Origin of the sequence: Pelomonas aquatica, assembly GCF_026712205.1 — a bacterium.
Taxonomy (GTDB): domain Bacteria; phylum Pseudomonadota; class Gammaproteobacteria; order Burkholderiales; family Burkholderiaceae_C; genus Pelomonas; species Pelomonas aquatica.
This window is the reverse complement of the sequence record NZ_JAPPUW010000003.1, coordinates 30448-52130: the sequence shown is the minus strand read 5'-3', so window position 1 is coordinate 52130 and position 21683 is coordinate 30448. Positions and strand designations below refer to the sequence as shown.

Sequence of the window (21683 nt, the reverse complement as noted above, 5' to 3'; positions counted from 1 at the left end):
CATGCAGTTGGCGGCCCACCGCGAGCTGCGCGACACCCCGCGCCTGCGCCGGGTCTTCGATGCGCTGGCGGCGGCTTTCGCGGCGCCTTGACGCAGAATCCCGCCCATGATCGCCGTCGAACCCACCCTTGCCCGTCTCGCCACCGCCCGCGCCGCGCTGCTGGAGCCCTTTGGCCTGAGCGAGGCTTCGCTCACGCAGGCGTTGCGCCTCATCACCGAGCATCGGGTCGACGACGCCGACCTCTACTTCCAGACCACGCGCGCCGAGGGCTGGAGCCTGGAGGAGGGCATCGTGAAGAGCGGGTCCTTCAGCATCGACCAGGGTGTCGGCGTGCGCGCCGTGGCGGGCGAGAAGACGGCGTTCGCCTACTCCGACGACATCTCCCTGGATTCGCTGCTGGACGCCGCCCGCACCGTGCGCACCATCGCTGCCGCCGGCCAGAGCAAGAAGGTCAAGGTGCCGAGCCAGAGCCGCGTGGCCGGCAGCCGCGAGCTCTACGGCGTGGCCGACCCCATCGCCAGCCTGGACAGCGCGGCCAAGGTCGCGCTGCTGGAGCGCACCGAGAAGCTGGCGCGCGCCAAGGACCCGCGCGTCGCCCAGGTCATGGCCGGCCTGGCCGCCGAGCACGAGGTCGTGCTGATCGCCCGCGCCGACGGCACGCTGGCCGCCGACGTGCGCCCGCTGGTGCGCCTGTCCATCACCGTCATCGCCGAGAGCAACGGCCGCCGCGAGGTAGGCTCGGGCGGCGGCGGCGGCCGCTTCGGCTTGGGGCTTTTCACGGACGAGATGATCGCGAGCTATGTCGAGCAGGCCGTGCATGCGGCGCTGACCAATCTCGACAGCCGCCCCGCGCCGGCCGGCGAGATGACCGTCGTCGTCGGCCCCGGCTGGCCCGGCGTGCTGCTGCACGAGGCCGTCGGCCATGGGCTGGAGGGCGACTTCAACCGCAAGGGCTCCAGCGCCTTCTCGGGCCGCATCGGCCAGCGCGTCGCGGCCAAGGGCGTCACCGTGCTGGACGACGGCACGCTGCCCGACCGCCGCGGCTCGCTCAACGTCGACGACGAGGGCTGCGCCAGCCAGCGCAATGTGCTGATCGAGGACGGCATCCTGAAGGGCTATATCCAGGACGCGATGAACGCGCGGCTGATGAAGACCGCCCCGACCGGCAACGGCCGCCGCGAGAGCTATGCCCATGTGCCCATGCCGCGCATGACCAACACCTACATGCTGGGCGGCAAGAACGACCCGAAGGAGATCGTCGCGTCCATCAAGAAGGGCCTGTACGCCACCAACTTCGGCGGCGGCCAGGTCGACATCACGAGCGGCAAGTTCGTGTTCTCGGCCAGCGAGGCCTACTGGGTCGAGAACGGCAGGATCCTTTACCCCGTCAAGGGCGCCACCCTGATCGGCAACGGGCCGGACGCGCTGACCCGCGTCAGCATGATCGGCAACGACATGCAGCTCGACACCGGCGTGGGCGTCTGCGGCAAGGAGGGGCAGAGCGTGCCGGTGGGCGTGGGCCAGCCGACGCTGCGCATCGACGGCCTGACGGTAGGCGGCACGGCCTGAAGCGATCCTTGGCGTCTCGCGAAAGCCCATGCCTGCCGCCGTGCTAGATTCCGTGCCCATGTCCCGCGCCGCTTACTTTCGCTTTTGGTTTTTTCCCCGCTCCGGCGGTGGAGAGTCCTGAGCGCGCGCGCCGAACCCAGACTCCCCAAGAACCGCCGGGCCCCAAAAGCCCGGCGGTTTTTTCATTTCCGAGGTCCCGAAGATGAATGCAACCAAGCTCCAGTCCGTCGAACCCGAAGCCCAGCGCTGGTACTCGCAGGACGACAAGACCAGCGCCACCGATGACGAGCGCATCCTCGACATCACGCCGCTGCCGCCGCCGGAGCACCTGATCCGCTTCTTCCCGATCCGCGGCACCGCGATGGAAGGCCTCATCAGCCAGACGCGCCAGAGTATCCGCAGGATCATGGGCAGCCAGGACGACCGGCTGCTCGTCGTCATCGGCCCCTGCTCCATCCACGACCCGACGGCCGCCATCGACTACGCCCGCAAGCTCAAGGCTCAGCGCGAGAAGTACGCCGACACGCTGGAGATCGTCATGCGCGTCTACTTCGAGAAGCCGCGCACGACGGTGGGCTGGAAGGGCCTCATCAACGACCCCTACCTGGACGAGAGCTATCGCATCGACGAGGGCCTGCGCATCGCCCGCCAGCTGCTGCTGGAGATCAACCGCCTGGGCATGCCGGCCGGCAGCGAGTTCCTGGACGTGATCTCGCCGCAGTACATCGGCGACCTGATCGCCTGGGGCGCCATCGGCGCGCGCACGACCGAGAGCCAGGTGCATCGCGAGCTGGCCTCGGGCCTGTCGGCGCCCATCGGCTTCAAGAACGGCACCGACGGCAACATCAAGATCGCGACCGACGCCATCCAGGCCGCGGCGCGCGGCCACCACTTCCTGTCTGTGCACAAGAACGGCCAGGTCGCCATCGTCGAGACGCGCGGCAACGAGGACTGCCACGTCATCCTGCGCGGCGGCAAGGCGCCCAACTACGACGCGCAGAGCGTCGCCGCGGCCTGCGCCGACCTGGACAAGGCCAAGCTGCCGCAGCGCCTGATGGTGGACTGCTCGCACGCCAACAGCAGCAAGCAGCACCAGCGCCAGCTGGACGTGGCGCGCGACATCGCCGGCCAGCTGCGCGAAGGCAGCAGGAGCATCTTCGGCGTGATGGTCGAGAGCCATCTGCACGACGGCGCCCAGAAGTTCACGCCGGGCAAGGACGATGCCGCCAAGCTCGAATACGGCAAGAGCATCACCGACGCCTGCCTGGGCTGGGACGACTCGCTGGCGGTGCTGGACGTGCTGTCGCAGGCGGTGAAGGCGCGGCGCTGACACAATCCGGGCCATGCAAGCCCGGATCACCGTCCTCTTCGACAGCGCCGCGCCCATCGAGCTGCAGCTCGACGGCGCCGAGGTGCTGAGTTTCGACGCCGCCCGCCGCTGGCTGGACGAGGCCTTCGTCCGGCTGGAGTGCGAGCCCCTGCGCGGCTCCGGCAAGGTGCTGCTGGCGGACAAGCTCATCCAGGTCGCCGCCGCGGCCGGGCCGGCCGGCTTTGCCGATGCGGCCTGGGCGCTGGACTATGCCCGCGCGGCGGCCGGCGCCTTGTCCAAGGCGCTGGTCAAAATCGACGTGCCCCGGCTTGCCGTGTCTTACTGACCCTCACTTGAAACCCCTGGACGCGGCCTCACTTCGGCCGCGTCGCGCTTTCTGACCCCACCCGCCATGACCAAGCAAACCCACGCCTTCCAGGCCGAAGTCAAGCAGATCCTGCACCTCGTCACCCATTCGCTGTACTCGAACAAGGAGATCTTCCTGCGCGAGCTGGTGAGCAACGCCAGCGACGCCTGCGACAAACTGCGCTTCGAGGCGCTGGACAAGGCCGCGCTGTTCGAGGACGCGCCCAACCTGGAGGTGCGCATCAGCTTCGACGAGGCCGCCAGGACGCTGACCATCAGCGACAACGGCATCGGCATGAGCGCCGACGAGGCCGCCGCGCATCTCGGCACCATCGCCAAGAGCGGCACGCGCGAGTTCATGGCCCGGCTCGAAGGCGACCAGAAGAAGGATGCCCAGCTCATCGGCCAGTTCGGCGTGGGCTTCTACTCCGGCTTCATCGTCGCCGACCGCATCACCGTCGAGACCCGCCGCGCGGGCCTGCCCGCGGACCAGGGCGTGCGCTGGAGCAGCGAGGGCACGGGTGAATACGAGATCGAGGCCATCACCAAGCCCGGCCGCGGCACCGACGTGATCCTGCACCTGCGCGAGGACGAGCAGGAGTTCCTGAAGACCTGGCGCGTCAAGTCCACGGTCAGCAAATACAGCGACCACATCTCCCTGCCCATCCTGATGAAGAAGGAGACCTGGGACGCCGAGGCGGCCAAGCAGGTCGTCACCGACGAGTGGGAGCCGGTGAACAAGGCCTCGGCGCTTTGGAGCCGCAGCAAGAGCGAGGTCACGCAAGAGCAATACGAGGAGTTCTACAAGCAGATCAGCCACGACAGCGAGGCGCCGCTGGCCTACACGCACAACCGCGTTGAGGGCCGCAGCGAGTACACCCAGCTGCTCTACATCCCGGCCAAGGCGCCCTTCGACCTGTGGAACCGCGACAAGCGCGGCGGCGTGAAGCTGTACGTGAAGCGCGTCTTCATCATGGACGACGCCGAGGCGCTGATGCCGGTCTACCTGCGCTTCGTCAAGGGCGTCATCGATTCGGCCGATCTGCCGCTGAACGTCAGCCGCGAGCTGCTGCAGGAAAGCCGCGACGTGCGCGCCATCCGCGAGGGCTCGACCAAGCGCGTGCTGGGCATGCTGGAGAGCCTGGCCAACAGCGAGGACGCCGCCGAGAAGCAGAAGTACGCCGACTTCTGGAAGGACTTCGGCCAGGTGCTGAAGGAAGGCATCGGCGAAGACCACGCCAACCAGGAGCGCCTGGCCAAGCTGTTCCGCTTCGCGTCCACGCAGGCCGACGAGGGCGTGAGCCTGGCGGACTACGTCGGCCGCATGAAGGAAGGCCAGGAGGCCGTCTACTACATCACCGCCGACTCCCTGGCCGCGGCCAAGCACAGCCCGCAGCTGGAGATCTTCCGCAAGAAGGGCATCGAGGTGCTACTGCTGGTGGACCGCGTGGACGAGTGGATGCTGAGCCACCTCTACGAGTTCGAGGGCAAGCCGCTGCAGTCGGTCGCCAAGGGCGCCGTGGACCTGGGCAAGCTGCAGGACGAGGACGAAAAGAAGAAGGCCGAGGAAGTCGCCGAGAGCCTGAAGCCGCTGATCGACAAGCTCAAGGAATCGCTGAAGGACCGCGCCAAGGACGTGCGCGTCACGACCCGCCTGGTTGATTCACCCGCCTGCATCGTCGTGGAAGAGGGCGACGTGAGCGGCCACCTGGCGCGGCTGCTGAAGCAGGCCGGCCAGGCCGCCCCCGAGAGCAAGCCCACGCTGGAGATCAACGCCGAGCATGCCCTCGTGAAGAAGCTCGACGGCAGCAGCCGCTTCGACGACCTGGCCCAGGTGCTGTTCGACCAGGCCGTGCTGGCCGAGGGCGGCCACCTGGAAGACCCGGCCGCCTATGTGCGCCGCGTCAACGCGCTGCTGATTGGTTGAGCGCCGCGCCGGGCCGCCCCAAGCAAGCTCGCTCCCGCTTGGCGGGAGTGCGCCCGGACTTGCGATGCCCTGTGGGCATCGCAAGCCTGGCAAACGCCTGTCCGGCTCGGCCAGGCAAGCGCGCAGCGCGAAGGGTGCACCAATGAGCACGACCACGCTGCAGCTCAAGGCCAAGCCCGGATCCTCGCGGTCCGCGCTGGTCCAGGAGGCCGACGGCAGCTGGACGGCCTGGCTCAAGTCGCCGCCGGTGGACGGCAAGGCGAATGCCGAGCTGATCGCGCTGGTGGCCAAGCACTTCGGCGTGGCCAAGTCCGCCGTCGACATCCACAGCGGCGGCGGCTCGCGGTTCAAGCGCGTGAAGGTGGAGACGCGCGACTGACCGGCGCCGATTGTGTGCATTTGTGACGGGAATGCGACAACACCCGTCATCGCGGGCTTCCCCCCGGCGCCTCTCGTGGATACCCTAGGGTTTTCACCGAGTTTCGCGCCGTTCCATGGTTCTGAGTGAGTCCCGCGAGCCCGTCGCCGCCGTGCCGGCAGCCATGGTTACCCGCCGCCTGGTGCTGCGCCCTCCGCGGGACGGCGATCTGGATGCCCTGGTGGCGCTCTACGCCGACCCGGCCGTGACGCGCTTCTGTGCCGCCGCGACGCCGCAGGGCCGCGACGCGACGCGGAACCAGCTCCAGGCCTGGATGGACCACTGGCAGGCCCGCGGCTTCGGCCACTGGGCCATTGCCGAGCGCGAACGGCCCGAGGACCTGATCGGCTTCGGCGGCCTGATGCACCGCAGCGTCGCCGGCCATGCCGGGCTCTTCCTCTACTACCGGATCACGCCCCAGGCCTGGGGGCGCGGGCTGGCGTCCGAGATGGCGCAGCACGCCTTTGCACAGGTCTTCGAGCAGCGCCAGGAGCCCAGCGTCGTGGCCGCCGTGCTGCCCAGCAACGCGCCCACGCGCAAGACGCTGGAGGGCCTGGGCCTGCGGCTGAAGGGCACGCTGTCCGACGGTCCTGGCAGTGCCGCCGCATTGCTGTACGAGCTGGGCGCGGATCGCTGGGCGACCCTGCCGCGCGCCGAGCCCGAGGCCGTCGCCTTCGCGGCCTGAGAACCTGTTCAAGGTTTCCCCATGGCGCCCGTTGCCCCGCAAAAGCAGGGGCTGCAAGGCGCAAACCGGAGACGGGCTGGGTGCCCGGCGAGGATTTGCAACGCCGCAGACGCTGTTTTTGCGGGGCAACCCGAAGGGCAAGGCATCCCCGGGCGGCACTCTGCGTTACCCACCTTGGCCAGGCATGAGCCTGGCCGGCGGCGTGCGCCTTGATTGCGGCCCGGGGATGCCTTGCGAGCACCATGGGGAGACCTTGAACAGGTTCTGAGCGTCAGCCGCCGAAGCGGCGCAGCCCGGCGAGGTCCAGCACCCGCAGGCCGCCGTACTCGATGCGGATCAGCTTCGCGTCGCCCAGCCGGCGCAACGCCTGGTTCACGCGTTGGCGCGACAGCCCCACCAAGTAGCCGAGTTCCTGCTGCGTGATGCGCAGCCAGTTGCCCACGCCCGGGTAGAGCCGCGGGTGGAAGAGGGCGGCCAGGTTGCGCGCGACGCGCACGTCGGGGTCGTGGATGCGGTCGGTCTCGCGGGCCGCGATGAACTGGCCTAACCGCTCGTTCAGCTGGTCCAGCACGAAGCGGTTGAAGGCGATGCTGCCGTCCAGCAGCGCATGGAAGCTGTCGATGGGCAGGCCGGCGACGACGCTGGGCCGCAGCGCCTGCACGTTGTAGCGGTAGCTCTCGCGCTTGATCAGCGTGCCCTCGCCGAACCAGCCGCCCGGCGGGATGCCGGTGAAGGTGATGGCCTGGCCGAGGGAGTCGTCGTTGTTCATCTTCAGCAGCCCGCCGACGACGCCGAACCAGAAGTTCGCCGGCCGGCCGATGCGGCACAGGCGCTCGCCGGGCTCGGCGTCGGCCACCTCCAGCGTGACGATGGCGCGCGAGCGCTGGCTGCCGTCCAGCAGCTTCAGCCAGGGGATGGCGTCCAGCTCCGCGGCGGTGGGCCTGCGGGCGCGCTGGCGCAGTGTCAGTGGCAGGTCGCCCATGGGATGCGGGAAAGTCTGGCCCGTGAAAGCCCGTAGATTGTCGTCGCACCGACAGATGGGCGTCAAAGTCCTGACCAGAATGCATTCACAGACGGGGGCCTGAGCCTTCGCAACGGAGACAGCTTGGTGGACACCTTCCCTCGGCTCCTGCTCGACCACGCGGCGCGGCGACCCCAGGCGCCGGCGTTGCGCGAAAAGGCGTTCGGCGTCTGGCAGACGCTGAGCTGGGCGCAGCTGGCGACCCTGGTGCAGGAGCTCGCGCTGGGCCTGTCCGCCGCGGGTCTGCGCCGCGGCGAGCACCTCGTCGTCGTCGGCGAGAACCGGCCGCGCCTGTACGCGACGATGCTGGCCGCCCAGTCGCTTGGCGCCGTGCCGGTGCCGCTCTACCAGGACGCCGTCGCGGCCGAGTTCGTGTTCCCGCTGAACAATGCCGAGATCGCGTTCGCCGTCGTCGAGGACCAGGAGCAGGTTGACAAGCTGCTGGAGCTGCGCGAGCGCTGCCCGCAGCTCAAGCGCATCTGGTTCGACGACCCGCGCGGCCTGCGCAACTACGACGAGCCCGGCCTGGCTGCGCTGGACGGGCTGGTCGAGCAGGGTCGGGCCGCGCGGGCCGAGCGGCCGGACTGCTTCGCCGCCGAGGTCGCCGCCGGCACGCCCGACGACGTGGCCGCGCTGTTCTTCACGTCCGGCACGACGGGCAACCCCAAGGGCGTCATTCACACGCATGCGACGCTGATCGACCGCGCCCGCGCCGGCCAGCGCTTCGACAGGCTGACGGCCGACGAGGAGGTGCTGGCCTATCTGCCGCCGGCCTGGATCGGCCAGAACATCTTCAGCTTCTCGCAGTGGCTGGCCGTGGGCTATGTCGTCAACTGCCCGGAGTCGGCCTCCACGGTCGGCATCGACCTGAAGGAGATCGGCCCGACCTATTACTTCGCGCCGCCGCGGGTCTTCGAGGGTCTGCTGACGACGGTGATGATCCGCATGGAAGACGCAGCGGCACCCAAGCGCTGGCTGTTCGACCGCTGCATGAAGCTCGCGCGTCGCGTCGGCACGAAGCTGATGGACGGCCAGCCCGCGAGCCTGCCGGACCGCCTCGGCTATGCGCTGGGCGACCTGCTCATCTACGGCCCGCTGCGCAACACGCTGGGCTTCTCGCGCGTGCGGGTCGCCTACACGGCCGGCGAGGCCATCGGGCCCGATTTGTTCAGCTTCTACCGCGCCATCGGCATCAATCTGAAGCAGCTCTACGGCTCCACCGAGACGGCCGTCTTCGTCTGCCTGCAGCCTGACCACGAGGCCCGCGCCGACACGGTGGGCGTGCCCATCGAGGGCGTGGAGATCAAGCTGGCCGACAGCGGCGAACTGCTGGTGCGCTCGCCCGGCCTGCTCAAGGGCTATTACAAGAACGACGCCGCCACGCGGGAGGCGCTGACGGCGGACGGCTGGTTCCACACCGGCGACGCCGGCTTCCTGACCCCCGGCGGCCACGTCAAGATCATCGACCGTGCCAAGGACGTGGGGCGGCTGTCGGGCGGCGCCTTCGACGGTGCGATGTTTGCGCCCAAATACGTCGAGAACAAGCTGAAGTTCTTCCCGCACATCAAGGAGGCGGTCTGCTTCGGCGACCGGCGCGAGAAGGTCTGCGCCTTCATCAACATCGATTTCGAGGCCGTTGGCAACTGGGCCGAGCGGCGCAACCTGCCCTATGCCGGCTACACCGACCTGGCCAGCCGCGCCGAGGTCTACGACCTCATCCTCGACTGCGTCGAGAAGGTCAATGCCGACCTGGCCCAGGACGAGCTGCTGGCCGGCAGCCAGATCAGCCGCTTCCTCGTGCTGCACAAGGAGCTGGATGCCGACGACGGCGAACTGACCCGCACGCGCAAGGTGCGCCGCGGCGCCATCGCCGAGAAGTACGGCGTGCTGATCGATGCGCTCTACGCGGGCAAGGTCTCGCAATACATCGAGACGCAGGTCAAGTTCGAGGACGGCCGCACCTCGATGGTTGCCGCTGACCTGCGCATCATGGAAGCGCGAACTTTCCCGGCCGTCAAAGGGCAGGCCGCATGAGCGCGACAAAAAAGATCGGCGACGTCATCCTCGACGTGAAGAACATCTCGCTGGCCTTCGGTGGCGTGAAGGCGCTGACCGACATCAGCTTCAACGTTCGCGAGCACGAGATCCGCGCCATCATCGGCCCCAACGGCGCCGGCAAGAGCTCGATGCTGAACTGCATCAACGGCGTCTACCAGCCGCGGCAGGGCGAGATCACGCTGCGCGGCCGCCACTACCACCACATGAAGCCGCGCCAGGTCGCCGAGATGGGCGTGGCGCGCACCTTCCAGAACCTGGCCCTGTTCAAGGGCATGAGCGTGCTGGACAACATCATGACCGGCCGCAACCTGCGCATGAAGCGCGGCCTGTTCTGGCAGGCGCTGAACCTCGGCCCGGCGCGGCGCGAGGAGACCGAGCAGCGCGCCGTCGTCGAACACATCATCGATTTCCTCGAGATCCAGGCCCACCGCAAGACGCCGGTCGGCCGCCTGCCCTACGGCCTGCAGAAGCGCGTCGACCTCGGCCGCGCGCTGGCGATGGAGCCCAGCCTGCTGCTGCTGGACGAACCCATGGCCGGCATGAACGTCGAGGAGAAGCAGGACATGTGCCGCTTCATCCTCGACGTGAACGATGAGTTCGGCACCACCATCGTGCTGATCGAGCACGACATGGGCGTCGTCATGGACATCTCGGACCGCGTCGTCGTGCTGGACTATGGCAAGAAGATCGGCGACGGCGCGCCCGACGAGGTCCGCAGCAACGAAGACGTCATCCGTGCTTATCTCGGAGCCAGCCACTGATGGGCCCCTTCCTCGAAACCCTGATCGGCGGGCTGATGTCCGGCATGCTGTATTCGCTGATCGCCCTCGGCTTCGTGCTGATCTTCAAGGCCAGCGGCGTCTTCAACTTCGCGCAGGGCGCGATGGTGCTGTTTGCGGCGCTGGCGATGGCCCGCCTGGCCGAATGGATCCCGAAATACACGGGCCTGGACGGCAAGCTCGTCGTGAACCTGCTGGCCTTTGCCGGCGCGCTGGCGGTGATGGTCGTCGTGGCCTGGCTGGTCGAGCGGCTGGCCCTGTCCCGGCTCGTCAACCAGGAGGGCATCACGCTGCTGATGGCCACGCTCGGCATCGCCTACCTGCTCGAAGGCGCGGGCCAGATGCTGTTCGGCAACGACATCTACAAGATCGACATCGGCCTGCCCAAGGATCCGATGTTCCTGTTCGAAAAAACCTTCGAGGGCGGCGTCCTCGTCAGCAAGGAAGACCTTTACGCGGCGCTGATCGCGGCGGCCCTGGTCGCGGGCCTGTCGCTGTTCTTCCAGAAGACCGCCACCGGCCGCGCGCTGCGCGCCGTGGCCGACGACCACCAGGCCGCGCAGAGCATCGGCATCCCGCTGTCGCGCATCTGGGTCATCGTCTGGAGCGTGGCCGGCTTCGTCGCGCTGGTGGCCGGCATGATCTGGGGCAGCAAGCTGGGCGTGCAGTTCTCGCTGTCGCTGGTCGCGCTGAAGGCGTTGCCGGTGGTCATCCTCGGTGGGCTGACCAGCGTGCCCGGCGCCATCGTCGGCGGCCTGCTGATCGGCGTGGGCGAGAAGCTGTCCGAGGCCTATCTCGGCCCGGCGTTGGGCGGCGGCATCGAATACTGGTTCGGCTATGTGCTGGTGCTGGTCGTGCTGCTGGTCAGGCCGCAGGGGCTCTTCGGCGAAAAGATCATTGATCGGGTCTAGAACATGCTCTACCGCGAAAACGGCCAGTTCAAAACCTCGTACGCGGCGGACAGCCAGATCCTGCCCATCCGCCAGGACCGCATCGCTTTTGCCGTGCTGCTGGCGCTCGCCTTCGTCGTCGTGCCGATGGCATCCAGCGAGTACCTGCTGCGCGCCATCTTCATCCCCTTCCTGATCCTCTCGCTCGCCGCGCTGGGCCTGAATGTGCTGGTGGGCTATTGCGGCCAGATCTCGCTGGGCTCGGGTGCCTTCATGGCCGTGGGCGCCTATGTGGCCTACAACTGCCAGGCGCGCTTCGAGGGCATGCCGCTGATCGTGTCGCTGCTGGCCGGCGGCCTGGGTGCGACGGTGCTGGGTGTGGCATTCGGCCTGCCGTCGCTGCGCATCAAGGGCCTCTACCTCGCGGTCGCGACGCTGGCGGCGCAGTTCTTCGTCGACTGGGCCTGCCTGCGGTTGAAGTGGGTCACCAACGACTCGACCTCGGGCTCGGTCGGTGTCGCTAACTTGAAAATCGCGGGCATCAGCATCGAGTCGCCGGCGGCGCGCTATCTGCTGTGCCTGAGCTTCGTCGTCGTCTTCGCGCTGGCCACCAAGAACCTCGTGCGCGGCCACATCGGCCGCTCGTGGATGGCCATGCGCGACATGGACGTCGCGGCCGCCGTCATCGGCATCCGGCCGATGCAGGCCAAGTTGAGCGCGTTCGCGGTGTCGAGCTTCATCATCGGCGTGGCCGGCGCGCTGTGGGGCTTCATCCACCTCGGCTCCTGGGAGCCGGCGGCCTTCGGCATTACCCGATCCTTCGACCTGCTCTTCATGGTCATCATCGGCGGCCTGGGCTCGATCTCGGGCGCCTTCTTCGGCGCAGCCTTCATCGTCGTGCTGCCGCTGCTGCTGGACAAGCTGCCCTACTGGACGGGCCTGCCCATCGACACCGCCACCGCCTCGCACCTCGCGCTGATGATCTTCGGCGCGCTGATCGTCTTCTTCCTCATCAAGGAACCCCATGGCCTGGCGCGGCTCTGGGCCACCGCCAAAGAGAAGCTGCGCCTCTGGCCCTTTCCTCATTGATTCCGCATTGATACCCACAGCGACCGGAGACCACTGCTCATGAAAGCCCTCATCACCTGCGCGGCCCTGGCCGCCCTTCAACTCGTCGCGGCGCCGGCCGCCGTGGCCCAGGCCAAGGAGCAGTTCTTTCCCTTGCTGGTGTATCGCACCGGGCCCTATTCGCCCAACGGCACGCCCTGGGCCAACGGCAAGCAGGACTACATCAAGCTCATCAATGCGCGCGACGGCGGCGTCAACGGCGTGAAGCTGAGCTACGAGGAATGCGAGACCGGCTACGCGACCGACAAGGGCGTGGAGTGCTACGAACGGCTGAAGGGCAAGGGCGCCAGCGTCTTCGACCCGCAAGCCACCGGCATCACCTTCGCGCTGACGGACAAGGTCGCCGCCGACAAGATCCCGCTGATCACGCTGGGCTATGGCCTGTCGGCCTCGGCCGACGGCGGCGTGTTCGCCTGGAACTTCCCGCTGATGGGCAGCTATTGGACCGCGGCCGACATCCTGATCCAGCACATCGGCAGGAAGGAGGGCGGCCTGGACAAGCTCAAGGGCAAGAAGATCGCGCTGGTCTACCACGACAGCCCCTTCGGCAAAGAGCCCATCCCGCTGCTGGAGGAGCGCCAGAAGATGCACGGCTTCGAGCTCATCAAGATCCCGGTCACGGCGCCGGGCGTCGAGCAGAAGTCGGCCTGGCTGGAGGTGCGCAAGCAGCGGCCCGACTACGTGCTGCTGTGGGGCTGGGGCGTCATGAACTCCACCGCGCTGAAGGAGGCCCAGGCCACCGGCTACCCGCGCGAGAAGATGTACGGCGTCTGGTGGTCGGGCGCCGAGCCCGATGTGAAGGACGTGGGCGAAGGCGCCAAGGGCTACAACGCGCTGAACCTCAACACCTCGGGCCAGGCGCCGAAGGTCATCCAGGACATCCTGAAGCTCGTGCACGCCAAGGGCCAGGGCAGCGGGCCCAGGGACGAGGTCGGCTCCGTGCTCTACACGCGCGGCCTCGTCATCCAGGCGCTGGCCGTCGAGGCCGTGCGGCGCGCGCAGGAGCGCTTCGGCAAGGGCAAGATCATGACGGGCGAGCAGGTGCGCTGGGGCCTGGAGAACCTGGCTCTGGACGACAAGAAGCTCGCAGCCCTCGGCTTGACCGGCGTGATCCGCCCGATCGGCACCAGCTGCAGCGACCACCAGGGCTCGACCTGGGCGCGCATCCACACCTGGGACGGCGCGAAGTGGAACTTCAGCAGCGACTGGTATCAGGCCGACGAGCAGATCCTGAAGCCCATGGTCAAGGCGGCTGCGGACAAGTACGCGGCGGAAAAGAAGCTGACGCGGCGCACGCCGGCGGAATGCCAAAGCTGATGGAAATGCAACCACTGAGGCACGGAGGCACAGAGGGCGTCAAACCTCTGTGGGCTGTTCCTCTGCGCCTCTGTGTCTCTGTGGTCGAATTTTTCTTTACCCGATGAACACCACCGCATCTCTCCTCAACGTCAACGGCATCGAGGTCATCTACAACCATGTGATCCTCGTGCTCAAGGGCGTGTCCCTGCAGGTGCGCGAAGGCAGCGTCGTGGCCCTGCTCGGCGGCAACGGCGCCGGCAAGACGACGACGCTGCGGGCCGTGTCCAACCTGCTTGAAGGCGAGCGCGGTGAGGTCACCAAGGGGGCCATCGAGCTGCGCGGCGAGCGCATCGAGAAGCTGTCCACGGCGGCCATGGTGGAGCGCGGCGTGGTGCAGGTCATGGAGGGCCGGCACTGCTTCGCCCACCTGAGCATCGAAGAGAACCTGATGACCGGTGCCTACACGCGCAAGGACGGCCGCGCGGCTGTTGCCGCGACGCTGGACAAGGTCTACTCCTACTTCCCGCGCCTGAAGACCCGCCGTACCAGCCAGGCCGCCTACACCTCGGGCGGCGAGCAGCAGATGTGCGCCATCGGCCGCGCGCTGATGGCCAACCCGAAGATGGTGCTGCTGGACGAGCCCTCGATGGGCCTGGCGCCGCAGATCGTCGAGGAGGTGTTCGAGATCGTGCGCGACCTCAACACCCAGGAGGGCACGACCTTCCTGCTGGCCGAGCAGAACACCGGCATGGCGCTGCGCTATGCCGACTACGGCTACATCCTCGAGAACGGCCGCGTCGTCATGGACGGCGCCGCCGCCGCGCTGCGCGAGAACGAGGACGTCAAGGAGTTCTACCTCGGCGTCGGCGGCGAAGGACGGCGCAGCTTCAAGGACGTGAAGTCCTACAAGCGCCGCAAGAGGTGGCTGGCGTGAGCGACGACGGCTGGGACATCGCGCCGCCGCCCTTCAACGCGGACAACGCGCTGCTGGCGCTGAAGCGCTTCCTGCGCGACCAGCAGGTGCTGGCCGAGCGCAGCGAGGGCTGGATGCTGAACGGCCAGCTCGTGATCCAGCTCGGCGTCGACGGCGGGGCCGTGCAGGCCCGGCTGGCCAGGCGGCCGGCGCGCACGCCCGAGTGGGATGGTTTCACGCTGAAGTCGGCACCTGACTCGCGCAAGCTGCAGGACGAGATCAAGCGCCGTTTGATGCGCTGGAAGGGCGACGAGTGACCGACTTCTTCGACGCACTGGAAGCCCGCGACCCGGCCACGCGCGAGGCCGCGCTGATGGCCGCGCTGCCGGCCCAGATCGCCCATGCTCAGGCCAGCAGCCCGGCCTACACGGCGCTGCTGGCCGATGTCGACGCGGCCGCGATCACCTCCCGCGCCGCGCTGGCCCGGCTGCCGCTGACGCGCAAGAGCAGCCTCGCCGCCGCCCAGGCCGCGCGGCGCGCACTGCGCCTTGGGGGCTATGCGGCCGGCATGCCGCGGCGCATCTTCCAGTCGCCCGGGCCGCTCTACGAGCCCGAGCCCGATGCCGTTGGCGCGGACCCCTGGCGCATCGCGCGCGCGCTGCACGCGGCCGGCATCCGCGCGGGCCAGCTCGCCCACGTCGGCTTCAGCTACCACCTGACGCCGGCCGGCGCGATGATGGAAGCCGGCCTGCACACGCTGGGCGCGGCCAGCTTCCCCGGCGGCGTCGGCAACACCGAGCTGCAGCTGCAGGCCCTGCAGGACCTGCAGCCCGAGGCCTATGCCGGCACGCCCAGCCTGCTGCGCATCCTGTTAGAGAGGGCGCTCGAGGCCGGCCAGGCGCTGTCGCTGCGGCGCGCGCTGGTCAGCGGCGAGGCCTGCCCGCCGGCCCTGGTGGCCTGGTTCGCCGAGCGCGGCGTCGACGCCTTCCAGTGCTATGCGACGGCCGACCTCGGCCTCATCGCCTACCAGACCGAGGCGCGCGAGGGCCTGGTCGTCGACGAGGGCGTCATCGTCGAGATCGTGCGGCCGGGCACGGGCGAGCCTTTGCCCGACGGAGAGGTCGGCGAGGTCGTCGTGACGACGCTGAGCCCCGGCTACCCGCTGATCCGTTTCGCCACCGGCGACCTGTCCGCCGTGCTGCCGGGCGCCAGCCCCTGCGGCCGCAGCAACCAGCGCCTGCGCGGCTGGCTGGGCCGGGCCGACCAGTCGGCCAAGGTGCGCGGCATGTTCGTGCATGCCGGCCAGGTGGCCGAGGTGCTGGCGCGCTGCGGCCAGCGCGGCCGGGCCCGCCTCGTCGTCGACGGCGAGCTGGCCAACGACCGCATGTGCCTGCGGGTCGAGGCCCGGGCCGACGAGGGCCTCGCAGAGCGCCTGCAGGCCGCGCTGCGCGACGTCACCAAGCTGCGCGGCGAGGTCGAGCTGGTCGCGCCCGGCAGCCTGCCCAACGATGGCCGCGTCATCGAGGACCGGCGGCCCGTCGAATGAGGCGCGGCTTCGGCCGATGCGGCGGGCGACCGCCTGGTCAGGCGACCCGCATCGGAATGGTCACCGGCCCGTCGTTGACGAGGTGCACCTGCATGTCGGCGCCGAACTCGCCGCTGGCGACCACCGGATGCTGGCGGCGCGCGACCGCCAGCGTGTGCTCGTAGAGCCGCCGGCCCAGATCGGCCGGCGCGGCGCCGGAGAAGCTCGGCCGGTTGCCGCCCGCCGTGTCGGCCGCCAGCGTGAACTGGCTGACGACGAGCAGGCCGCCGGCCACGTCCTGCAGGCTGAGGTTCATCTTGCCCGCGGCATCGCTGAAGACGCGCAGCTTCAGCACCTTGGCGACCAGCTTCCCGGCCGTCGCCTCGGTGTCGGCGGGCTCGGCGCAGACCAGCATCAGCAGGCCCGGGCCGATCCGGCCGACGACCTGCCCGGCCACTTCCACGCGGGCCTCGCGGACGCGCTGCAGCAGTGCGATCACAGCAGGTCCCTGGGGTCGTCGAAATGCGCCTCCACGTCCATCGGCAGCAGCTGGATGCTGGCGCGCAGGCCCGGCACGGCGCTCATCAGCGCCTGCTCGACCGAGGCGCGCAGCGCCGCGGCGCGGCCCAGCGTCCAGGCCGACGGCATATGCATATGCAGGTCGATGAAGCGGCGCTGGCCGGCGACGCGGCTGGCGATGTGGTCGAAGCGGATGGTGTGCGGGTGGCGGAACTCCTCCAGCACGGCCTGCACGCGGGCCAGGCTGTCGGCGTCCAGCGCCTCGTCCATCAGGCCGCGCGTGGACTCGCGCATCAGGTGCACGCCCTCGCGCAGGATGTTCAGCGCCACTATCACGGCCAGCAGCGGGTCCAGCCACTGCCAGCCCGTGGCCATCACGCCGAGCAGGCCGACGACGACGCCGGCCGAGGTCCAGACGTCGGTGATCAGGTGGCGCGCATCGCCCTCCAGTGCGGCCGAGCGCAGCTCGCGCGCCTTGCGCAGCATGGCCCAGGCCAGGCCGCCGTTCAGCGCCGAACTGACGACGGCCAGCGCGACGCCCACGCCCACCGACTCCAGCGGCTCCGGGTGGCGCCAGCGGTCGAAGGCGCCCCACAGGATGCCGATGGCCGCGGCAATGATGAGGATGCCCTCGAAGCCGCTGGAGAAATACTCGGCCTTGTGGTGGCCGTAGGGGTGCTCGGCATCCGGCGGCTGGGCCGCCAGCGTGACCATGACGAGGGCGAACACGGCGCCGGCCAGGTTGACGAGGGACTCCAGCGCGTCGGCCGCCAGGCTGACCGAGCCGGTCCACCACCAGGCGGCGGTCTTCAGCACGATGGTCACGAGCGCGGTCGCAACCGAGAGCTTGAGGTAGGCGCTGGCTTGCATGGCGGCATTGTCGCCAGCCTTCCTAGAATGCCCGCCATTCCCGGAGCCCGCGCATGACCACCTCCCACACCCCCGACGTCGCCCACATCGCCCCGCGCGAGAAGGCCGAGATCCTGTCCCAGGCCCTGCCCTATATCCGCAAATTCCACGGCAAGACCATCGTCATCAAGTACGGCGGCAATGCGATGACCGACCCGGAGCTGCAGCAGGACTTCGCCGAGGACGTGGTGCTGCTGAAGCTCGTGGGCCTGAACCCCGTCGTCGTGCACGGCGGCGGGCCGCAGATCGAGGATGCGCTGAACAAGCTGGGCAAGAAGGGCCATTTCATCCAGGGCATGCGCGTCACCGACGCCGAGACCATGGGCGTCGTCGAATGGGTGCTGGCCGGCGAGGTGCAGCAGGACATCGTCGGCCTGATCAACGCCGCCGGCGGCAAGGCCGTGGGCCTGACCGGCCGCGACGGCGGCATGATCCGCGCGAAGAAGCTGAAGATGCTGGACAAGGACGACCCCAGCAAGGAGCACGACATCGGCCAGGTCGGCGACATCGTCTCCATCGACCCCAGCGTCGTGAAGGCGCTGCAGGACGACCAGTTCATCCCGGTCGTCAGCCCCATCGGCTTCGGCGAGGGCAACGAGAGCTACAACATCAACGCCGACGTCGTGGCCGCCAAGCTGGCCACCGTGCTGCAGGCCGAGAAGCTGCTGATGCTGACCAATATCCGCGGCGTGCTGGACAAGGCCGGCGAGCTGCTGACCGAGCTGACGCCGCGCCGCATCGACGAGCTGGTGGCCGACGGCACGATCAGCGGCGGCATGATCCCCAAGATCGCCGGTGCCATCGACGCGGCCAAGAGCGGCGTCAACGCCGTCCACATCATCGACGGCCGCGTGCCGCACGCGATGCTGCTGGAGGTGCTGACCGATCAGGCCTACGGGACGATGATTTCCTCCCGATGAGTCCACGCGACCGGGTCTGGCTGTTCGACCTTGACGACACGCTGCACAACGCCTCGCACCGCGCGTTCAGGGAGCTGAACGCGTCGATGACGGCCTATATCGAGACCCATCTCGGCTTGACGACCGAGGAGGCCGTCGCGCTGCGCCACCGCTACTGGACGCGCTATGGCGCGACGCTGACCGGGCTGCAGCGCCATCACGGCGTCAAGCCGGCGCATTTCCTGCACGAGACCCATCTGCTGCCCGGGCTGGAGGCGCATCTGCACGGCCATGCCCATGATCTGGCCGCGCTGCGCCGGCTGCCGGGCCGCAAGTTTCTGATGACGAACGCGCCGCGCCGCTATGCCGAGCGCGTGCTGGCGGCCGTGGGCCTGGGCGGCGTCTTCGAGGGGCTGGTCTGCGTCGAGGACATGGCCTGCTTCGGCCAGTCGCGGCCCAAGCCGGATGCGCGCATGTTCCGCATCGTGCTGGCCAGGCTGGGGCTGCGGCCGGCGCAGTGCGTGCTCGTCGAGGACACGCTGGTCCACCAGAAGACCGCCCACGGCCTGGGCATGGCCACGGTCTGGATGCAGCGCTGGCTGCGCCGGGCGGGCGCGGCGCGGCTGCACCGGCGGCCGGCCTATGTGAGCCGGCGGGTCGGTTCGCTGGCGGCGCTGGCCCGTTCTCCCCATTTCTGAAGGAAGACGCGGATGGCCGAGGGGGTATCCTCGGCCGAGAATCCCAACTCCGCGCTTTTGAAGAGTCCCGCTGAAGGCATGACCCCGTTCTCGGTCCTGATCGTCGAAGACCAAGCCCGCTTCCGGGAGGCCTTCACCCACGCCCTGGGCAGCGTGCCCGACATCGAACTGCTCGGCATCGCGCCCGACCTGCCCCAGGGCCGGCGCATGTTCGACCAGCTCCAGCCCGACGTGCTGCTCGTCGACCTGGACCTGCCCGGCGGCAGCGGCATCGAGCTGATCCGCCACGCGGCGCAGACGCGCCCGCAGTGCGAGGTCATGGTCATCTCCGTGTTCGGCGACGAGCAGCATGTCGTCGCCAGCATCGAGGCCGGCGCCACCGGCTATCTGCTGAAGGACAGCCTCGCGCTGGACCTGCCCGGCCAGCTGCGCTCGCTGCGCGCCGGCGGCAGCCCGATCAGCCCCGTCATCGCGCGCCGCCTGCTGGTGCGGCTGGCGCCCGGCGCGCAGGGCGCCACCGGCCCGTCGCCCGAGGCCATGGCCGCGACGATGGCCGACGAGGAAGTCGTCGCGCTGTCCGAGCAGGAGTCGCGCGTGCTGCACCTGGCGGCCAAGGGCTTCACCTTCGACGAGATCGCACAGTTCATGCACGTGTCGCCGCACACGGTGATGACCTATGTGAAGCGCGTCTACCGCAAGCTGCATGTGCGCTCCAAGGTGGAAGCCATCTACGAGGCGCGGCGCCTCGGCTGGCTGAGGGACTAGCATCCCGGCCATGGACGCCGACCTGCCCGCCACCGCCAGCCCCAGCCCCGGCCCCGCTGCCAGGAAGCGCCCCAAGCCCGGCGAGCGCCGCACGCAGATCCTGCAGGTGCTGGCCGGCATGCTGGAGCAGCCCGGCGCCGACCGCATCACGACGGCCGCGCTGGCGGCGAAGCTGGACGTCAGCGAGGCGGCGCTCTACCGCCACTTCGCCAGCAAGGCGCAGATGTTCGAGGCGCTGATCGACTTCATCGAGACCAGCGTCTTCGGCCTCGTCAACCAGATCGTCGACAACCCGCATCCGCTGCCGCCGCCGGGCAAGGCCGCGCGCATTACCAGCGTCATGCTGCAGTTCGGCGAGAAGAACCCCGGCATGACGCGGCTCATGGTCGGCGACGCGCTGGTCTACGAGAACGAGCGGCTGGTGGCCCGCATGAACCAGTTCTTCGACCGCATCGAGTCCTCGCTGCGCCAGGCGCTGCGCGCCGCCGCCGAGGCCCAGGGCTCGCTGACGCCGACCGTGCAGGCCAATGCCCAGGCCTCGGTCTGGGTCAGCTTCATCATCGGCCGCCTGCAGCGCTATGCCCGCTCGGGCTTCAAGCGCCTGCCGACCGAGCAGCTCGAAGCCTCGCTAAGGGCGCTGGCGCAGTAGCTGCGTGGCAGGGGGCGGGGCCGTGAAGCTTGCGTGAAGTGACCGCCACCTAAACTGCGCGGATGTCTGCCGCGCTTGAATCCCTGATCGCCCGTGCCGAGGGCCTGCTGACCCGGCTGGAGGCCGTGCTGCCCCATGCCGCCACGCCGCCCGACTGGGCCGCGTCCACCGCCTTCCGCGCCCGCCGCCGCCACGGCGCGCTGTGCCTGGAGCCGGTGCGCTCGGTCAGTCGCATCCGTCTGGCCGACCTGCAGGAGGTCGAGCCGCAGAAGGAGAAGCTGCTGCGCAACACGGCCCAGTTCGTCGCCGGCCGGCCGGCCAACAACGTGCTGCTGACGGGCGCCAAGGGCACCGGCAAGAGCTCGCTGATCAAGGCCGTGCTGAACGAGTTCTCGGGCCGGGGCCTGCGCCTGATCGAGGTCGACAAGGCCGACCTCGTCGACCTGCCGGACCTCGTCGAGCAGGTCCAGGGCCGGCCGGAGCGCTTCGTCGTTTTCTGCGACGACCTGAGCTTCGACGAAGGCGAGGCCGGCTACAAGGCGCTGAAGAGCGTGCTCGACGGCTCGGTGGCCGCGGCGAGCGACAACGTGGCTGTCTACGCGACCAGCAACCGCCGCCACCTGCTGCCCGAGAAGATGGCGGACAACCTCGGCGGCACGCACGGCGAGCACGGCGAGATCCATCCGGGCGAGGCGGTGGAGGAAAAGATCTCGCTGTCCGAGCGCTTCGGCCTGTGGATCAGCTTCTACCCCTTCAGCCAGAACGAATACCTGGCCATCGTCGCGCAATGGCTGCGCCATTTCGGGCTGGACGACGCGGCCATCGCGGCGGCGCGCCAGCCGGCGCTGATCTGGGCGCTGGAGCGCGGTTCGCGCTCGGGCCGCGTGGCCTTCCAGTTCGCGCGCGACCTGGCGGGGCGCACGGAATGAGCAGTCAACGCCCCCTCACCGAGGTCGCCGTCGGCGTGCTCATCGCGCCGGACGGCCAGTTCCTGCTGACCACGCGACCCGAGGGCAAGGTCTACGCCGGCTACTGGGAGTTCCCGGGCGGCAAGGTCGAGGCCGGCGAAAGCGTCGAGCAGGCGCTGGCGCGCGAACTGCGCGAGGAAATCGGCATCGAGATCGGCCAGGCCCACCCGTGGAAGACCGAGATCTTCGACTACCCCCACGCGCTGGTGCGGCTGAACTTCTGCAAGGTCTTCGACTGGCAGGGCGAGTTCCAGATGCTGGAAGGCCAGCGGATGGCCTGGGCCGGGCTGCCGGTGCGGGTCCAGCCCGTGCTGCCGGGCACCATCCCCGTGCTGAAGTGGTTTGCCGAGGAGCGCCACCATGCCGGCCCGACTCACCTAGACTGAAA

The 21683-nt window shown here is 69.0% G+C and carries 23 protein-coding genes; 20 read left to right on the top strand and 3 right to left on the bottom strand.

Annotation, left to right across the window (positions count from 1 at the left end; genetic code table 11):
• Positions 1-106: 106 nt before the first annotated feature.
• The 6 genes from tldD to NYP07_RS03910 all read left to right on the top strand — a co-directional run bounded on the left by tldD (position 107) and on the right by NYP07_RS03910 (position 6275).
• Positions 107-1570: a metalloprotease TldD gene (tldD, locus tag NYP07_RS03935; protein ID WP_268147676.1), complete on the top strand. Its 1464-nt coding sequence runs from the start codon at positions 107-109 to the stop codon at positions 1568-1570.
• 202 nt (positions 1571-1772) lie between these two features.
• Positions 1773-2900 carry a 3-deoxy-7-phosphoheptulonate synthase gene (locus NYP07_RS03930; protein WP_268147674.1) on the top strand — a complete coding sequence of 376 codons (1128 nt, stop codon included), beginning with the start codon at positions 1773-1775 and terminating at the stop codon, positions 2898-2900.
• 13 nt (positions 2901-2913) lie between these two features.
• Positions 2914-3225: a hypothetical protein gene (locus NYP07_RS03925; RefSeq protein WP_268147672.1), complete on the top strand. Its 312-nt coding sequence runs from the start codon at positions 2914-2916 to the stop codon at positions 3223-3225.
• A 66-nt stretch (positions 3226-3291) separates the two neighbouring features.
• Positions 3292-5172: a molecular chaperone HtpG gene (gene htpG, locus NYP07_RS03920; RefSeq protein WP_268147670.1), complete on the top strand. Its 1881-nt coding sequence runs from the start codon at positions 3292-3294 to the stop codon at positions 5170-5172.
• A gap of 142 nt (positions 5173-5314) precedes the next feature.
• The gene (locus NYP07_RS03915) at positions 5315-5551 is read left to right on the top strand and encodes a DUF167 domain-containing protein (protein ID WP_268147668.1); all 237 of its coding nucleotides are present in this window, start codon (positions 5315-5317) and stop codon (positions 5549-5551) included.
• A 115-nt stretch (positions 5552-5666) separates the two neighbouring features.
• Positions 5667-6275: a GNAT family N-acetyltransferase gene (locus tag NYP07_RS03910; RefSeq protein WP_268147666.1), complete on the top strand. Its 609-nt coding sequence runs from the start codon at positions 5667-5669 to the stop codon at positions 6273-6275.
• A gap of 271 nt (positions 6276-6546) precedes the next feature.
• On the opposite strand, the gene NYP07_RS03905 is transcribed toward NYP07_RS03910, so the two are convergent.
• Positions 6547-7257, bottom strand: coding sequence for a Crp/Fnr family transcriptional regulator (locus NYP07_RS03905; protein ID WP_268147664.1), 711 nt, complete (start codon positions 7255-7257; stop codon positions 6547-6549).
• Between the two features lie 123 nt (positions 7258-7380).
• Here NYP07_RS03905 and NYP07_RS03900 point away from each other — a divergent pair, with 123 nt between their 5' ends.
• From NYP07_RS03900 to NYP07_RS03865, 8 genes are all read left to right on the top strand, one after another.
• Positions 7381-9330 carry an AMP-dependent synthetase/ligase gene (locus NYP07_RS03900; protein WP_268147662.1) on the top strand — a complete coding sequence of 650 codons (1950 nt, stop codon included), beginning with the start codon at positions 7381-7383 and terminating at the stop codon, positions 9328-9330.
• Entirely contained in the window at positions 9327-10115 is a 789-nt protein-coding gene (locus NYP07_RS03895; RefSeq protein WP_268147660.1) for an ABC transporter ATP-binding protein, read from the top strand. The genes NYP07_RS03900 and NYP07_RS03895 overlap by 4 nt, the downstream gene beginning before the upstream one ends.
• A complete protein-coding gene (locus tag NYP07_RS03890; protein ID WP_268147658.1) occupies positions 10115-11044 on the top strand; it encodes a branched-chain amino acid ABC transporter permease in 930 nt (309 codons plus the stop codon). Before NYP07_RS03895 ends, NYP07_RS03890 begins: the two co-directional genes overlap by 1 nt.
• 3 nt (positions 11045-11047) lie before the next feature.
• A complete protein-coding gene (locus NYP07_RS03885; protein WP_268147656.1) occupies positions 11048-12112 on the top strand; it encodes a branched-chain amino acid ABC transporter permease in 1065 nt (354 codons plus the stop codon).
• Positions 12113-12151: 39 nt separating this feature from the next.
• Positions 12152-13468, top strand: coding sequence for an ABC transporter substrate-binding protein (locus tag NYP07_RS03880; protein ID WP_268147654.1), 1317 nt, complete (start codon positions 12152-12154; stop codon positions 13466-13468).
• A gap of 103 nt (positions 13469-13571) precedes the next feature.
• Positions 13572-14384, top strand: coding sequence for an ABC transporter ATP-binding protein (locus NYP07_RS03875; RefSeq protein WP_268147652.1), 813 nt, complete (start codon positions 13572-13574; stop codon positions 14382-14384).
• The gene (locus NYP07_RS03870; protein ID WP_268147650.1) at positions 14381-14680 is read left to right on the top strand and encodes a hypothetical protein; all 300 of its coding nucleotides are present in this window, start codon (positions 14381-14383) and stop codon (positions 14678-14680) included. Before NYP07_RS03875 ends, NYP07_RS03870 begins: the two co-directional genes overlap by 4 nt.
• Positions 14677-15909 (top strand): phenylacetate--CoA ligase family protein, encoded by a 1233-nt coding sequence (locus NYP07_RS03865; RefSeq protein ID WP_268147648.1) that lies wholly within the window; start codon positions 14677-14679, stop codon positions 15907-15909. Before NYP07_RS03870 ends, NYP07_RS03865 begins: the two co-directional genes overlap by 4 nt.
• A gap of 37 nt (positions 15910-15946) precedes the next feature.
• On the opposite strand, the gene dtd is transcribed toward NYP07_RS03865, so the two are convergent.
• Positions 15947-16387, bottom strand: a complete 441-nt coding sequence (dtd, locus tag NYP07_RS03860; RefSeq protein ID WP_268147646.1) for a D-aminoacyl-tRNA deacylase — start codon at positions 16385-16387, stop codon at positions 15947-15949.
• Positions 16384-17277, bottom strand: coding sequence for a cation diffusion facilitator family transporter (locus tag NYP07_RS03855; protein WP_268147644.1), 894 nt, complete (start codon positions 17275-17277; stop codon positions 16384-16386). Before NYP07_RS03855 ends, dtd begins: the two co-directional genes overlap by 4 nt.
• Before the next feature lie 53 nt (positions 17278-17330).
• On the opposite strand from NYP07_RS03855, the gene argB reads away from it, so the two are divergent.
• The 6 genes from argB to NYP07_RS03825 all read left to right on the top strand — a co-directional run bounded on the left by argB (position 17331) and on the right by NYP07_RS03825 (position 21681).
• Entirely contained in the window at positions 17331-18236 is a 906-nt protein-coding gene (argB, locus tag NYP07_RS03850) for an acetylglutamate kinase (protein WP_268147642.1), read from the top strand.
• The gene (locus NYP07_RS03845) at positions 18233-18913 is read left to right on the top strand and encodes a pyrimidine 5'-nucleotidase (protein ID WP_268147640.1); all 681 of its coding nucleotides are present in this window, start codon (positions 18233-18235) and stop codon (positions 18911-18913) included. The genes argB and NYP07_RS03845 overlap by 4 nt, the downstream gene beginning before the upstream one ends.
• 78 nt (positions 18914-18991) lie before the next feature.
• Positions 18992-19678 (top strand): response regulator, encoded by a 687-nt coding sequence (locus NYP07_RS03840; protein ID WP_268147638.1) that lies wholly within the window; start codon positions 18992-18994, stop codon positions 19676-19678.
• A gap of 10 nt (positions 19679-19688) precedes the next feature.
• Positions 19689-20327, top strand: a complete 639-nt coding sequence (gene slmA / locus NYP07_RS03835) for a nucleoid occlusion factor SlmA (RefSeq protein ID WP_268147636.1) — start codon at positions 19689-19691, stop codon at positions 20325-20327.
• Between the two features lie 62 nt (positions 20328-20389).
• Positions 20390-21256 carry an ATP-binding protein gene (locus NYP07_RS03830; RefSeq protein WP_268147634.1) on the top strand — a complete coding sequence of 289 codons (867 nt, stop codon included), beginning with the start codon at positions 20390-20392 and terminating at the stop codon, positions 21254-21256.
• A complete protein-coding gene (locus NYP07_RS03825; RefSeq protein WP_268147632.1) occupies positions 21253-21681 on the top strand; it encodes an NUDIX domain-containing protein in 429 nt (142 codons plus the stop codon). The genes NYP07_RS03830 and NYP07_RS03825 overlap by 4 nt, the downstream gene beginning before the upstream one ends.
• Positions 21682-21683: the final 2 nt, after the last annotated feature.